The organism is Mesorhizobium sp. B1-1-8 (assembly GCF_006442795.2).
Lineage (GTDB): Bacteria > Pseudomonadota > Alphaproteobacteria > Rhizobiales > Rhizobiaceae > Mesorhizobium.
Map to the genome: position 1 here is coordinate 3,420,999 of NZ_CP083956.1, position 13,323 is coordinate 3,434,321.

Consider the following 13,323-nt stretch of genomic DNA (forward strand, 5'->3'; position numbering starts at 1 on the left):
ACCTCAAAATGCCACCCGGTCGCCGCCCTTCAACGTCAGCATTTCGCGCGCTTCCGCAGGGGTTGCAACCTCCAGCGACAGGGCCTCGAGAATACCGCGGATGCGGCGCACCTGGTCGGCGTTGGATTTCGCCAGCTGCCGCCCGTCATAGAGGCTGTCCTCGAGCCCGACGCGGACATTGCCGCCCATGGCGGCGGCGATCGAGATCAGCGGCATCTGGTGGCGGCCGGCGGCGAGCACCGAGAACTGGTAGCTGCCGAACAGTTTGTCGGCGATGCGCTTCATATGGACGAGATTGTCGGGATCGGCGCCGATCCCGCCCAATATGCCCAACACGAACTGGATGAACAGCGGCCCCGAGACCAATCCGCGGTCGCGGAAATGCGCCAGCGAATAGAGATGGCCGACGTCGTAGCACTCGAACTCGAAGCGCGTGCCGCAACCGTTGCCGAGCTTCTCCAGCACCGTCTCCATGTCGGCGAAGGTGTTCTTGAAGATCGTGTCGCGGGTGGCCTCGAGCAGTTTCGGTTCCCAGTCGTGCTGCCATTCGCGCGGCTTGTCGAGCATCGGGAACAGCGCAAAATTCATCGAGCCCATGTTGAGCGAGCACATTTCCGGCTCGGCCCGCAAGGGCGCCGCCAGCCGCTGGTCGAGGTTCATCAGCGAGGAGCCGCCGGTGGTGATGTTGATCACCGCATCGGTCGCCTGCTTGATGCGCGGCAGGAACTGCATGAACATTTCAGGGTCGGCGGTCGGCCGGCCATCCTTCGGGTCTCTTGCATGCAGATGCAGGATCGAGGCGCCGGCTTCGGAAGCGGCGATGGCCTCCGCGGCGATCTGGTCCGGCGTCACCGGGAGATATGGCGACATAGACGGCGTATGCACCGAGCCGGTGACGGCGCAAGTGATGATGACCTTCCTGGGCGCCATTTTTGCTCCTCAGCCTTCGACCGGCAGGTCGAGTTCGCCGGCCAGCGCCTCGAGCGAGTCGCCGATGATGGCGATGATCTCGCCGATCTGCTCGCGCGTGATGATCATCGGCGGCGCAACCATGAAATTGTCGCCGTCGACGCCGCCCTTGACCCTACGCCCGTAGATGATCAGGCCACGCTCATATGCGAGATCGAGCAGGCGTTGCGTCGCCTTCTTGCCTGGTGCGATCGGTACAAGCGTCTCCGGATCGGCAACCATTTCGGCGCCGAGCAGCAAGCCTTTGCCACGCACGTCGGCGATGAAAGGGAAGCGCTTTTGCAACGCCCTCAACTCGCCGATCAGCAAATCGCCCATTGCGGCCGCGTTGGCGATGAGGCCCAGCCGGTCCATTTCGCCGAGCACGGCACGGCCGGCGGCGCAGGCCAGCGGATTGCCGGCATAGGTGTGGCCGTGCTGGAAACCGCCGGAGGCAAGCAGCGGCTCGACCAGCCGCATCGGCGCGGCCAGCGCGCCGAGCGGCGCGTAGCCGGAGCCCAGGCCTTTCGACAGCGCGACGATGTCAGGCCGGCAGTTCCAGTGGTCGCCGCCGAGGAATTTGCCGGTGCGGCCGGTGCCGCTCATCACTTCGTCATGGATGAGCAGGATGCCGTAACGGTCGCAGATCTCGCGGATGCGCGGATAGTAGCTGTCGGGCGCTACCAGGGCGGCGGTGGCCGCGCCGCCGATCGGCTCCATGATGAAGGCGAGCACGCTTTCCGGACCTTCGGCGAGAATCTTTTCCTCCAGCATGTCGGCGTAGCGGATGCCGCGCTGCTCCATCGAGAGATTGTCGCGGTCGCGCCAGGCGGTCGGCGCCGGCACGGTCGGCATCACCCGCATCATCGGCGTGAAAGTTTCGGCCAGCGCATCGTCGCCGGTGATCGAAAGCGAGCCCAGTGTTCCGCCGTGATAGGAGGGGAAACGGGTGATCACCTTCCAGCGCTTGGGCTGACCAGTGGCGACCGCCCATTGCCGGGCGAGCTTAATGCAGGATTCCGTCGCTTCCGAACCGCCGGAGACGAAGAAGATGCGGTCCATGCCCTCCGGCAGCTTGCCGGCGAGCTCCCGCGCCAGTTCCTCGGCCGGCTCGTTCTCGAAATGCAGCCGGTAGGCGAAGGTGGCCTTGTCCATCTGCCGCTTCATGGCATCGAGCACGTTGCGGTTGGAATGACCGATATTGGCCACCATCGGCCCGCTCGATCCGTCGATGAAGCGGCGGCCGTCCCTGGTCCAGAAGTAGATTCCTTCCGCGCGGTCGACCAGCGGCCGACGCAGGCTGGAGAGATAAAACAGATGCGACGGCGGCCGCGCTTCGGCGTCGGGCGAGGGCAGCACTTCCGGTTTCGGCATGTCAGGACTTTCCAAGATAGCGGTCGAGGACATTCTTGGTCACGCGTTCGACCATTGGATCCTGCCTTAGCAGGCCGGCGACCCATTCGCAGCTTCCGGCATGGAACACTTCGCCCTTGCCGCGCGGGAAATTGACGATCATGCCGTTGCCGCGCTTGACCTTGTCGAGATTGGCGTCGCTGGCCTCGCCGAACAGCGTCTCGGCGGTGAAGCGGCCATCCTCGTCGGTGAGGAACTGGTCCTCGATCGGGATATCGGCGCTTTCCTCGACCTGGCTCGCCATGCCGACGGCCAGCACCTGCAGGCCGTCCGGAGCGCCGCTCTCCGCAGTCGGGTAGGGCAGGCCGCCGTGAATCTCGAAGTCGAGCCCGTCGACCTCATAGCCATAAACATGGCTGTCGGCTCCGAGCAGGTCGCCATAATAGATGCCGGTGCCGGCAAAGGCCCAGTGCTCGGGACGGTAGACCGGAAAGCCGCGCACGCCGCGCGGCGCGCAGCCGCCCCAGCCGGCATAGACGCCTCTCGTCGCATTGAGGCCGAAGGTGGCGCTGCCCGGCCGGCCGATCTCCGGCGCTTCCCAGGAATTGGTGGCGCGCCTGACGTCGCCGCCGCGATAGGCCGGGTCCTCGGCGCGCGCCTTGTATTTATAGCAGACCTGCCGGCGGCCTTCGTCCTCCAGCCTGGTCTGCCACATGAAATTGCCGGCAAAGCGCGCCGCATAGCCGCCGCGATCGACGTAACGGTCGACCGCGTCGCGCATCTCCCAGGTCCAGTATTCGTCATGGCCGACGAAGACGACGCAGTCGTAGCCGTCGAGGATTTCGGGCGAGAAATGCAGTTCGTGCTGGCTGGCGAGATCGATCGCATAGCCGGCGCGCTCGGCGAAGCGGAAGAAGTGACTGTCATAGCTCGCCCAACCGGAGGAGGCGTATTTCTTCGAATGTCCAGTGGCGAACGCCCATTCCATATGCGGATAGCGCGGCACGGTCTTTGGCAGCACCGCGACCTCCAGAGGCACGCGCGGCGCGTCCTTGGGCAGCACGACGAAACCGCGGCACCAGGGCCGCTGCGTCGAAACCATGGTGGCATATTGATCGCGGTTGGGGCCGGTGATGCCCTGGTAGTGATTGGAGCCGCCCCAGGTGTTGTAGGCGAGCCATGTGCCGGTCGCTGCGATCTGCAGCAGGCGGCCGGGTTTTTTGCCGGGCAAGGGCGCGACGATGAAGAGGTGGTGGCACTGGATCGGCTTGCCGTCGCGGCCGTCGGCGGAAAGCGTGAGGCGATAGGCGCCGGAGGGCCAATCGGTGCCAATGCGAAATTCGAACGAGGCCTCCCAGCCGCAACCTTCGACCGAGCATTGATCCGGCGTCTCCTGCCAGCGTGCGGCGACGCCCGTCTTCTCAAAGACCTTGGTCTCGTCGGCGCCGTCGCGAATGATGGCCATGCCGAATTGCGGCGCGGTCGAGCTGACATGCAGCGCCACCGTCTCGCCCGGGCGGTAGGAGAAGCGATCGGAATAGCACCAGATCTCGCCGCGCTCGCCGTCCATGCCCGGCCATTCGTAATAGTGGCCGCGCACCGCTTCGCGGCGCTGCTCGGGCGTCAGCCCGAAATCGGGAAACTCTGTCGGCAGCTGCGTCATGAACACCAGTCGGGTGAAAGGCCGTCATTGAGACCGTTGGCCGGCCAAGCGTCAATTGGAAACCATCGGGCCAGCGGCTGCCCTTGGCCGCTGCCGGCAAACCAACTATCCATGCTGGGGCGACATTTTTCGCCAGGGAGCCGATATGCTGCGTGTGCAAAAGGTCAAGGTCGACGACATCTACGTACCGACGGCGCGCAAGAAGACGCTGCATCCGGAAACCGTCCGCCACCTTGCCGAGGACATACTGGAGAACGGCATGAAGACGCCGATCCAGGTGCGCCACGACGGCAAGCGCCACATCCTGGTCGAAGGCCTGCACCGGCTCGAAGCCGCCAAATGGCTCGGCGAGACCGAGATCGACGCCTATCTCGTCCAGGCCAAGCGCCACTAAGGCGATTCCGGTTGATAGCGCCCCTTCGATCCCCGAAAAAATCCCTGAAGAGTTTTGTCGGCGCGCGCCGCGTTTGTTCGTCCTTGGGGCAGCAACCAAAGGAAAATGAGTGAACCCCATGACTACTAAACTCGACATCGCCCCCGCCCACGACCGCGAACTGGTTCTCGGCCGTATCATCGATGCGTCGCGCCAGAGCGTCTATCGCTGCTGGGCCGAAACCAGTCTTCTCAAGCAATGGTTCGCGCCAAAGCCATGGAGCGTTCCGCGCGCCGAAATGGATGTGCGCACCGGTGGTTCGAGCTTCGTCGCCATGGCTGGTCCGGACGGTAACGAATTTCCCAACTATGGTGTCTTTTTGGAAGTCATTCCGGGCGAGAAGATCGTCTTCACCGACGCCTTTACCAGCGCCTGGGAGCCTTCGGACAAGCCGTTCATGACGGCAACTCTGACCTTCGAGGACGAAGGCGAAGGCAAGACCCGCTATATCGTCCGCGTCCGGCACTGGAGTGTCGCTAACCGCGAAGAGCATGAGAAGATGGGTTTCCATCAGGGCTGGAGCCAATGCGCCGACCAGCTTGAGGAGCTCGCCAACACCCTTTGATCAGCAACGCTGGCCGTCTGCTTCTGCAGGTGGCCAGCTGTCGCTACGACGCCCTGGCCCGCCGCGGCCGGCGCAGGTGCCTGACGCCGCTCATTTCGACGAAGTTCGTCGCCGATTCCCAGAGATAATCGCCATAGAGGAACGGCTCGAAGGGCTCCGCGCCCTCAAGCGCCAACGGCGCGATCTCGGCGTCGACGCGCGGCTCGTAGAAGAACGGGATCGAGAAACGCGCCGTCTTCGGCGCGATTACCCGGTGCCTGGTCGCCTTGACGCGGCCGCCGGTCCAGCGTTCCAGCAACTGGCCGAAATTGACGGCAAGAGTGCCGTTGGCCGGCGGCACGTCGATCCATTCGCCGGTGAGGTTCTTGGCTTGCAAGCCCTCGACGCCGTCCTGGGCGAGCAAGGTGACGAAGCCGGAATCGGCGTGCTCGCGGCCGATGATGGTGCGCGTCTCGCCCTTGTGGACGACCGAGAAGTCCGGCCCGCTCAGGTCGACGCCGTTGTTGGGGTCGCGCAGCGGATAGCGTATCAGCCGCAGCGTCGAGATGCCGCCCTCGAAATCGGCGTTGAAGGTGGTTTCCGCAAGCCCGAGCCCGCGCGCGATCGAGCGCATCAGGCCATTGCCGACCGCCTCCATCGCCTTGTAATAGCCGGCGGCGGCCGCGTGCCAGCCGGGCGCAGCATTTTCGGGCGGCAGCGGCGTCGCCTCGCACAACGGATCATCGGCATCGGCGCCAGCGGCCGGCGCGTGCGCGATGTCTGGCCCCATGTCGATGCCCTCCTTGTAGGAGACGGCGGTCGGCTGCAGCGGGAACCAGCCGCGATAGACGTTCTTTTTGCTGCGATCGAAGTTCCAGCGCAGCAGCTTCTGCTTTTCGGCTTCGGGCAGATTGAAGATAGCCAGCAGCCGTGCCCGGTTCTGAGGCGTCAGCCACTCGTCGCCGGGAAAGTCGCGGATCGCCATGAAGCCGATGCCGGAGGCGGCGGCGAGGATCCTGGCGTCGGTGCGGTCGCGGGCCGGCGAGGGCGGTCCGAACAGCGGTCCGACCGCGATCGTGTCGATGTCCTCAGCCACGGCGCATCCTCCAATTTGCGTCGCAAGCAGGGGGCACCGGTTGGCGCTTGTCAAATCGCAGGATGCGCCGGTCGTTGGGCCAATGCATCACGCCGAGCGATGACTTCCGATCAATGCTTTTCAATTGACCGTCTGGTGCCGGCCGCTACGGTGCCGCCGTTTTCCAACGAAGCAGGTGGCTGGCGATGACGACATATCTGGGTGGGTGCCTCTGCGGCGCGGTGCGCTATCGCGCCGAGACCGAGCCGGTCAACGAGCGCGTCTGCCATTGCCGGCTCTGCCAGAAAGCGATCGGCGCGGCTTTCAACGCGCGCCTGTTGTTTCGCATCGACGACGTCACCATCGAGGGGCAGGTGGCGACGGTGAACACCTCGGCGGACCTTAAGCGCGGCTTTTGCCCGGCCTGCGGCACGACGCTGTTTTCGCGGCGCGATTCCCGAGGCATGGTGGGTATCACTTCGGGTTCGCTCGACGATCCTTCCGTTTTCAAACCGGATATGCATTTCTGGACTGCCTCCAGGCAAGCCTGGCTGCGGCTGGACGACGGCCTGCCGCAATATGAAGGGCCGCCACCGGTCTGACTCATTTGAACGCCCATCTGCACAAAAATTTCATCCGAACCACGACATAGCCGGCAAAGCGTCATTGGCGGGCCATCATTGGCTGCCTATTTAACGCATGCGGACAGGGCATCGAGGAGGCGACGGATGAGCGAGAGCATCAACACCCTGGACGAGCTTTTGAACGACCCGATGATCCAACTCGTCATGGAGCGTGACCGGGTGCGCCCGGCGGAGCTTCGCATGTTGCTGGAAAAGAAGGCTCGTGTCAGGGCCGTCGATTCCCCCAACGATCAGCCTGCCGTGCCTCCGGCCCATGTGGTGGCCGGGACCTGCCTCAAGCAATGGCTGTACCGCTAAGCAGGTATTCATGGGTTGGCCCACGAATGCCCGCTTGGATTCCTTTGTTTGCCGCAGGTTCTTATCGCAGAATTGTGAGACGCTTTTGCTGAACCTGCCTTGCTTAGACATGGAAAGGTCGGCGCCTCCGTTTTCAACTCTGACCTGACCATCTAGTTATTCCAGATTGGATGGCCTCGTACGTGTTCACATCACCCGCCAGATCGCGGCCTTGGCTGCACCGATGACATCGGCCAACGGTTGTCCGGCATCAAGGTTCACCACCGTAGTGCCACCGAAGTTCAGTTCCTGAATGTCTGACACCCGCCTTCGAATGACCAACGGATCCATATCCGGCTCGCGCGTCATTATGACTTCGGGGATCGTCTGCAGTTTGATGACGAGATCGGGCGGCAGCTGGCGGGCAAGCGCATAAGAGTTGGCCTCGAAACGCCGAAGCCAGGCCGGGACTTTGGCCAATCGGGGCAGAAGCGGAGCATCATTGAAGCCTATGATCTGGTCTTGGGGGAACCTATCAGCAACGACGACCATTCCGCGATCCGCTCCGCGGCGCGCGGCCACCAGCTTCATCCGCTTCTCGACCGAGAGGACGCTTGCCCACACGGTAAGCAGTATGTTGTAGAAGGGCCCCGGCGGACGATCCGTCACAGTGCCGTGCGAGCTGCCAGCGGGCTTGGTTCCAAGCGCCCGCGTAGCTATCGGGACAAGCAGCTTGAAAGGCAGAAGCAGCAGCGACGGCCTTCCGTGTCCGGTGCCGAAATACATCGGGAGCACGTCGACTTCCGACTCCAGCCATTCGTGGATCGCTGTCACTAGCGTTGTTTTGCCGCTACCGTCGATACCGACCACGGCCACCACCATGCCGCCGCCGGGAGCGCGACGGCTCCAGGGTCGTGGTACATGCAGGAACTGCTTGTTCAGACTTCCGGCGGTCCACAAGATTACCCTGCCGACCCCACGCAGAACGCTTTCTAGGGCATTGTACGTTCGGTATGCCGCCAGTTCTTTTCGAATCCGCGCGTGAAGGCGATGCCGGGCCGTGAAGCTCTGCGTCGCGAATAATGCCTCGGCAATGGCTTCCACGAGGTCCTTATTTACAAGCTTTGCAGCGAGATCTTGGAAACTGCGTCGGTCGACCCGCGACGTCACATGCAGCCGGTCCAGTTCGAAGTTCTCCTGTAACCTCTTCCAGTGGCGAAACGCGATCGGATCTCGACGCCGCAGCTCGAGGCTGGCTCGCACCGCCAGCAGCAATGCCTCGCTAGCCGGATCGAGCGTCCGGAGAGGCAGTGCCGGGTGTGGGATCGACGAGGCCAGAAAGAGGCCTTCCCAAGGAGGCTGATAGTTCCTCAAAACCGGCTCGCCGACGACGAGGCGGAAGTGAAGATGGAGATGGACGATGCGCCCGCTCGGCTCGTCATAGCCAAGAAAGCTCTGGACTGCGGGGTGGCCGTGGCAATTGGAGGGCTCGAACCGCTTGAATCCGCAGCCGAGCAAGGCCTGGGCGGCCCGATGTTGATCAGACTTGGCAACAAGCAGATCAAGGTCCGATTCACCCAGCAGAACAGCCGGAAGACGCCGGCTGCTCCTCCAATAGCAGCATTCGACGTTGCTTTGCTCCAATGCGGTCAGCGCCGTGATCAGGGTGCTCAGCGCCTGGGATTTCCCGCTACGCATCGCGTTGGCATTTTTCCGTTTCGCCGGCCAGAGTCTCTGGAGAGTCGGACTCATATTGCTGAACGTGGCTAGCTTGATGACCGGTGGATATCATTGCATCGACCCCCACGAACTGGGACATGCGGCTATCCCAGCGGAGCTCTGATCTGTCCCGACCTCAAGGTCAAGGCAGCAAAGACCAGACCGGGCAAGATGTTCAAACGCTTGCGGATATAGGTTGCCATTGCCAGGTTCCAGACGACCAGTGCGAGCGTGAAGCCGGCCGCCGCTCCGGTCGCCCCGTCCAGCGCTATCCCGGCTGAACAGGCGACGACGGCGGTCACGGCGGCGCCAACCATCGCTGTCGCGGCGGCCCACTCATGCTTGGTCATCGTCAGAAGGTTCAGCTGGGGTCCGCAGACCGCAGTGCAGAGGTAACCCACAATGAGGATTCGTGCGATCGGGGCGCCCGCAGCAAAATCCTTGCCGAACCAGCCTAGGAGACGTTCCGTGACCAGTAGGAGTAAAAAGGTCATTGCGAGCGCCCCGCTGAAGCTCAGAACTGCTGCTCGCGAGAATAGTCGCTGCAGGCGCTCGTGATCCCCGCGGGCGTGGAGATCCGCAGCGGTCGGCGAGAACATCGTGCTGACTGCGACGCTCGAAAGGCCGACCAGCAACGCCACGTTCAGTGCCAGGGCAAAGATGCCAGCCTCGTGGACGCGGCCCGTCCAGCCCAGAAGCATGACTCCCGTCCGGCTTATGAAGGCATCAAGCCCGGTGATCAGCATGGTAGGAGGGATTGCAGAGCGCCATAGGCATATGGAGTAGCTCGCCCGCGCGTTTTGCAGGTCCGTCGGCAGCAGCTTGATTGCTATGGCGAGCACAAATATCGCGGTAACGGCCGAGCTCGTGACCACCGCCATTATCGCGAACGGCGCGTCTAAGGTCACCCAACCCGAAAACGCCGCGCCGCCCACCAGGGCCAACAGCAGCCCATCGCGCGCCACACGCTCGGGCAAAAGCGCGGACACCACGCCTCCAAAGGCGCGAACCAGAGTGGTACCAAGCGCATAAGCCGTCATGAGCGGCACGGCCGCCATGGCGAGCAGCATTGCCGTCCGAAGTTCCTGGTGAAGCTTTCCTGAGAAGGCGATGAGGCCGGCCCCTGCCAGCCCGGCCAGCACCGCGGCCGAGAGGGACCACGACAGCGCGAAGACGATCACCCCGCGTGCTAGGTCAAAACGCCCAGCGGCCCTGTGTGCCGGCACGAAGCGCAACAGCGACACGTTGAAGCCGAGCGTCGAGAGGGTTGCGAGAACGGTGCTCCAGGCCAACGCGTATGAGTAGATACCGTAGCTCGTGGCGCCGACCATGCGCGCGATTCCAAGCTGTGCCATGCTGGCTAGTCCTGCGCCGCCGATATAGACCAGGAGGGCGAAGATGCTCGCATGCAAGAGGCGCCCACCGACATCACGGGGTCGGCGGAAGATCGCAAAGGACGCTCGGCCTGCGGTGCCCGCAATCGACGGGATGTGCGCAGCCCCGTCGGCCACATGGCGTTCGAGCGGATGTCCTTCCGAGCGGCCGTCCATGCTTCGCTCCCTGCTTTCGGCAGTCAACTCGCTGCCGCCGCGCGCATTGCCGAACAGAGAAACTCTGGTCCGCGGTAAGCGCGCCAGGATTTCCTCTTCCACCCGACAAAGGTCGCCTGCAGTGGACTGTTCGTCGATCGTCAGAACCGGGGCGTTACTTCGCCGCGCGCTCCTAAGAACATTACCAATCCTTTCGAAGATATCGAAAGCTTGCATGTTGCTGGCGAAACCTACTTCTAAGAACCGCTCCGTAGGCCGGTTCGTGCATCATTCTTGTCTGAAGCCGCGCTTCCACAACATCGCGCGGGACTGCCATCCAAATCACCAGATCGGCCTGAGGCGTAGATTCGAGCGCTTGTGCGATCAACCCGTCGTCTGCGGCGCCGTTGAACATAGCAAGGGACCCGATCGCCTGTACGAAGCCTTGGTCGAATATGATTATATTTGTTGATCCCAGCGCCTGTTCCCAGCAGCGTGACAAGCGAACTATGTACTGCCAGAGACGAATTCGCCATATAAGGCTATGTGGGGATATTGTTCTTACAAGTTTATTGGCAGGTGTAATATCATGGCTTCGCCCATATGAAGAAAGAAGTGTCAGAATTGTGATGAAAATGGCGGATGATATTCGGGAGGTTACCGTGAAAATGCCGAAGCGGTCCCGGCCGTCGCCTCTATTGCGGGGCAGGTAGCACTGGGTGACTTTGGCAACGTACCCATGGTCGCGCAAATGCTTGGCAAGGGCGTTCGCGAAGGTTGTTTTGCCGGATCCCGCTGGTCCGAAAAGTTCAACGATCATGCCGTTTCAATCCTGAGATCGAGGTGATCGGTTCAGTCCTCTCAATAGCCCTTCAAGGTCGCCACAATCCCCGAGTCGGCGGTTGGCGCCAGAAGGGTTGGAATCCCCTTCTGGCGTGTCAGTCCGCCGACGAAGATTACGATCTCGGCGAAAAGCAGACCGAACTGCTCTCGCATCACCGCGGCCGAAAGTCCGCCATGACTAGCCGCCGCGACGCCCACGTCGCTTCCCGAACCGGCAATCAGCCGTGCCGTGCCTTTTCGAGTCAGCCACCAGCGCTCGAAGAAAGCCCGATCGTCCCGGTTCTGGAAAACAGTCGCGGCAGTCAAGAGAGAGGCAAGCCATGGCAGGCTGCAGATGACAGGGCGCGGGCCCAGCGCTCCTGGTTCCAGCGAAGAGAAGGTCCAGCCGAGACCGTTTGTCGTGCGGACGACTGGCACCTGACCGCGCACTGACAACGGGGTCAGCAAATTGGGCTTGGTGTCGAAGCTTTGGATGATGTCCGACCGCGTCTTTGCCACCAACCTGCGGACCGAGCGCAACGCGCTTAATTGCGCACCGCCTGTGGCAAATGGATCGAATTCAATGCGACGATGGGGAATTCCGCGGCGCGAAAATGCTGTCCCGTTGTCAACCGAGACCGCAGTAAGTCTGAAGCCTCTTTCGCGCAGGGACAGCAGGAAAGGAATACGCACCGGTGATCCTCGCCTCCTATGCAAAATAGGTGGGGGTTCATCTCGCCTCTCCCGAGAGTGCGAGGCGCCTCAAGCGCACGACGTGGCTAGCGACTTTTTTTTCTCATTGCCGATTTGCAACGCTTCCGCCTGACATCCGCCCTGATCACGCTAGGGGCATGCTTGCCCACTGTCCTCGTCCGTTTGAATGAAGCCGGCAAACGAGTTCGCTCAGACAATCAAGGGCAACGCAGGGGCCAACATCATCAACGGCGCGGGCGGAGCCGACATCCTGACTGGGAATGGTGGCAAGGACGTTTTCGTTCAATTCCACCCTCAAAGCCGGAAATGTCGCTAAGATCACTAACTTCAACGTCGCCGAGGACAAGATACAGCTTGACCACACCGTTTTCACGGGACTTCAGCCGGGTGCCCTGCCGGCCGGGGAGTTCCACATTGGCAAGGGCGCGCATGACAGCACTGATCACATTATTTACTACAGCTCGACCGGGGCGCTTTCATTCGACATCGACGGCACCGGCAGCTCTCATCAAGTACAATTCGCTACCCTTGCCCCACATCTCTCGCACACGGCATCTTCGTTCGTTGTTGCCTGAATCTCGACAGGCGTCTGACCTTCGGGCTTCGGCGGTCGACTCTCGCATCTGGGTATAGACAAGGTTAGCCCGAATGCGCCGGCAGGTAGCTGTAATGGCTTCGAAAATAGGCGATCCTGAAACCGAGCCGTGCATAATTGCGGTAGGCCGGGCCATCGCGGTCGGGGCGTGGCGCCTCGATGTCGGCGACGAACAGTTTCACCCCGGCGGCGATGCCGTCGCGAACGATCCTTTCGCCGAGCAGGGCGTCAAGGTCGAAGCTTGGCGCCATGATACCGGGCACCGGTGCGTCCATGCCGCTCCAGGCGGCGCCGTCTGAGATGAACAGTGAGCGCACCGCTGCCACAGCCTCGCCACGTCTCAGCATGTAATGATGCCAGCCCTTGCGGCCTACAAGTGCCTTCAGCCAGGGCGAGGTTGGCAACCTGTACTGGGCGTCGATGAAGGAAGCCCATTCGCTCGCCGTTTCAGGCGTCACCTCTTCGACCGAAATGTCGTCGGCAGCGAAGAGCGGTTCGGCCGCCAGCGGCGTCGCGTCGCGAAAGATGCGCTCCCAGCCGCTCTGTCGCTGCAGGCCGCGCGCCTCGAGCCAGCATCTGAGCCGCGACGGCTCGGTATGCGGACTGGCGTAGAACCAGGGCCGCAGGATGCCGGCCGCGCGATAATGCGCGAGCAGCGCGTCGACCTGGTCTTCCGTGGCCGGACCGTCGACGCCGATGTTTTTCACGCAGTTGAAGTGAATGAACGGGATCGTCGTGCAGGTGGTCCAGACGAGGTCGCCATCGCGGGCGATGGAGAGCCCATGCCGCGCCGCGAAATCGGCCGGCGCCGCGTCGTAGAGGTCGAGCCAGGCATTGACTTCGGCGCGCTCGATGGCGCGGCTCATATCCCGCGAGACATCCTCGACCGCGATACCCGGCCGCTGCGGTTCGGTCGACGTCGCAGGAAGTAGTTCTGACAGAGCGGCGGACTGCATGGCTCTCCTCCGACGTTGCCTTACAGTGTAAGATTAATGCAGAATAATATGC

General features: G+C 62.5%; 15 protein-coding genes. 6 read left to right on the forward strand and 9 right to left on the reverse strand.

Going from position 1 to position 13,323, the window contains the following annotated elements:
* Positions 1-3: 3 nt before the first annotated feature.
* Genes FJ974_RS16580 through FJ974_RS16590 form a run of 3 tightly spaced genes read right to left on the reverse strand, consistent with a single transcriptional unit; the run spans position 4 to position 3,964 of the window.
* Complete coding sequence (locus FJ974_RS16580) at positions 4-930, reverse strand: 3-keto-5-aminohexanoate cleavage protein (protein ID WP_140533645.1); 927 nt, start codon at positions 928-930, stop codon at positions 4-6.
* Between the two features lie 9 nt (positions 931-939).
* The gene (locus FJ974_RS16585; protein ID WP_140533644.1) at positions 940-2,322 is read right to left on the reverse strand and encodes an aspartate aminotransferase family protein; all 1,383 of its coding nucleotides are present in this window, start codon (positions 2,320-2,322) and stop codon (positions 940-942) included.
* A 1-nt stretch (position 2,323) separates the two neighbouring features.
* Positions 2,324-3,964 carry a N,N-dimethylformamidase beta subunit family domain-containing protein gene (locus FJ974_RS16590; RefSeq protein ID WP_140533643.1) on the reverse strand — a complete coding sequence of 547 codons (1,641 nt, stop codon included), beginning with the start codon at positions 3,962-3,964 and terminating at the stop codon, positions 2,324-2,326.
* A gap of 145 nt (positions 3,965-4,109) precedes the next feature.
* Here FJ974_RS16590 and FJ974_RS16595 point away from each other — a divergent pair, with 145 nt between their 5' ends.
* Entirely contained in the window at positions 4,110-4,358 is a 249-nt protein-coding gene (locus tag FJ974_RS16595; RefSeq protein WP_008875526.1) for a ParB N-terminal domain-containing protein, read from the forward strand.
* Between the two features lie 118 nt (positions 4,359-4,476).
* Entirely contained in the window at positions 4,477-4,962 is a 486-nt protein-coding gene (locus FJ974_RS16600) for an SRPBCC family protein (RefSeq protein ID WP_140533642.1), read from the forward strand.
* 43 nt (positions 4,963-5,005) lie between these two features.
* Here the strand turns inward: FJ974_RS16600 and FJ974_RS16605 are convergent, their stop codons facing one another.
* Positions 5,006-6,037 carry an isopenicillin N synthase family dioxygenase gene (locus tag FJ974_RS16605; RefSeq protein WP_140533641.1) on the reverse strand — a complete coding sequence of 344 codons (1,032 nt, stop codon included), beginning with the start codon at positions 6,035-6,037 and terminating at the stop codon, positions 5,006-5,008.
* Between the two features lie 185 nt (positions 6,038-6,222).
* On the opposite strand from FJ974_RS16605, the gene FJ974_RS16610 reads away from it, so the two are divergent.
* Together FJ974_RS16610 and FJ974_RS16615 are read left to right on the forward strand one after the other, a co-directional pair.
* A complete protein-coding gene (locus FJ974_RS16610; RefSeq protein ID WP_140533640.1) occupies positions 6,223-6,618 on the forward strand; it encodes a GFA family protein in 396 nt (131 codons plus the stop codon).
* A gap of 126 nt (positions 6,619-6,744) precedes the next feature.
* The gene (locus FJ974_RS16615) at positions 6,745-6,957 is read left to right on the forward strand and encodes a hypothetical protein (protein ID WP_140533639.1); all 213 of its coding nucleotides are present in this window, start codon (positions 6,745-6,747) and stop codon (positions 6,955-6,957) included.
* A gap of 186 nt (positions 6,958-7,143) precedes the next feature.
* On the opposite strand, the gene FJ974_RS16620 is transcribed toward FJ974_RS16615, so the two are convergent.
* The 4 genes from FJ974_RS16620 to FJ974_RS16635 all read right to left on the reverse strand — a co-directional run bounded on the left by FJ974_RS16620 (position 7,144) and on the right by FJ974_RS16635 (position 11,699).
* Positions 7,144-8,634: a hypothetical protein gene (locus FJ974_RS16620; RefSeq protein WP_140533638.1), complete on the reverse strand. Its 1,491-nt coding sequence runs from the start codon at positions 8,632-8,634 to the stop codon at positions 7,144-7,146.
* A gap of 125 nt (positions 8,635-8,759) precedes the next feature.
* On the reverse strand, positions 8,760-10,421 hold the full coding sequence (locus FJ974_RS16625) for a lipopolysaccharide biosynthesis protein (RefSeq protein WP_226891279.1): 1,662 nt from the start codon (positions 10,419-10,421) through the stop codon (positions 8,760-8,762).
* Entirely contained in the window at positions 10,387-11,004 is a 618-nt protein-coding gene (locus FJ974_RS16630) for an AAA family ATPase (RefSeq protein ID WP_226891280.1), read from the reverse strand. The genes FJ974_RS16625 and FJ974_RS16630 overlap by 35 nt, the downstream gene beginning before the upstream one ends.
* 41 nt (positions 11,005-11,045) lie before the next feature.
* Positions 11,046-11,699 carry a glycosyltransferase family 4 protein gene (locus FJ974_RS16635; RefSeq protein WP_140533637.1) on the reverse strand — a complete coding sequence of 218 codons (654 nt, stop codon included), beginning with the start codon at positions 11,697-11,699 and terminating at the stop codon, positions 11,046-11,048.
* Between the two features lie 187 nt (positions 11,700-11,886).
* On the opposite strand from FJ974_RS16635, the gene FJ974_RS16640 reads away from it, so the two are divergent.
* Both FJ974_RS16640 and FJ974_RS16645 read left to right on the forward strand, forming a co-directional pair.
* On the forward strand, positions 11,887-12,036 hold the full coding sequence (locus tag FJ974_RS16640) for a hypothetical protein (RefSeq protein ID WP_226891281.1): 150 nt from the start codon (positions 11,887-11,889) through the stop codon (positions 12,034-12,036).
* On the forward strand, positions 11,981-12,295 hold the full coding sequence (locus FJ974_RS16645; protein WP_226891668.1) for a calcium-binding protein: 315 nt from the start codon (positions 11,981-11,983) through the stop codon (positions 12,293-12,295). Before FJ974_RS16640 ends, FJ974_RS16645 begins: the two co-directional genes overlap by 56 nt.
* Before the next feature lie 64 nt (positions 12,296-12,359).
* Here FJ974_RS16645 and FJ974_RS16650 read toward each other — a convergent pair whose 3' ends face one another.
* A complete protein-coding gene (locus FJ974_RS16650) occupies positions 12,360-13,271 on the reverse strand; it encodes a hypothetical protein (RefSeq protein WP_140533636.1) in 912 nt (303 codons plus the stop codon).
* Positions 13,272-13,323: the final 52 nt, after the last annotated feature.